The sequence below is a fragment of the Brasilonema sennae CENA114 genome, from assembly GCF_006968745.1.
Classification (GTDB): domain Bacteria; phylum Cyanobacteriota; class Cyanobacteriia; order Cyanobacteriales; family Nostocaceae; genus Brasilonema; species Brasilonema sennae.
The window spans coordinates 7,093,763-7,094,062 of the sequence record NZ_CP030118.1; the positions used below are offsets into that span (position 1 = coordinate 7,093,763).

Annotated in this window: 1 protein-coding gene; it reads left to right on the forward strand. The window is 42.7% G+C overall.

From position 1 onward, the window contains the following. Window positions 1-25 precede the first annotated feature (25 nt). Window positions 26-300 (forward strand): toll/interleukin-1 receptor domain-containing protein (locus tag DP114_RS29520; RefSeq protein WP_172195335.1); only part of this gene is annotated, 275 nt, incomplete at its 3' end.

The window sequence follows — 300 nt, forward strand, 5'->3', positions numbered from 1 at the left end:
CTTATCTAGTAGGAGAATCTTCTGAATGACAAATCAACCCGATTTTGATGTTTTTCTCGCTCATAATAGTCAGAATAAACCCCAAGTTAAAGCAATTGCAACCAAATTGAAACGGCGTGGTTTGAAGGTGTGGCTAGACGAAGAGCAAATTGCACCAGGACGCGCATTTCAGGATGTGATTCAACAGGCAATTTCCAATGTTAAATCTGCCGCTATCTTCATTGGAACAGAGGGATTGGGAAAATGGCAGATACTGGAGTTGCGGTCACTTATCAGCCGACTTGTAGAAGCAGACATTCC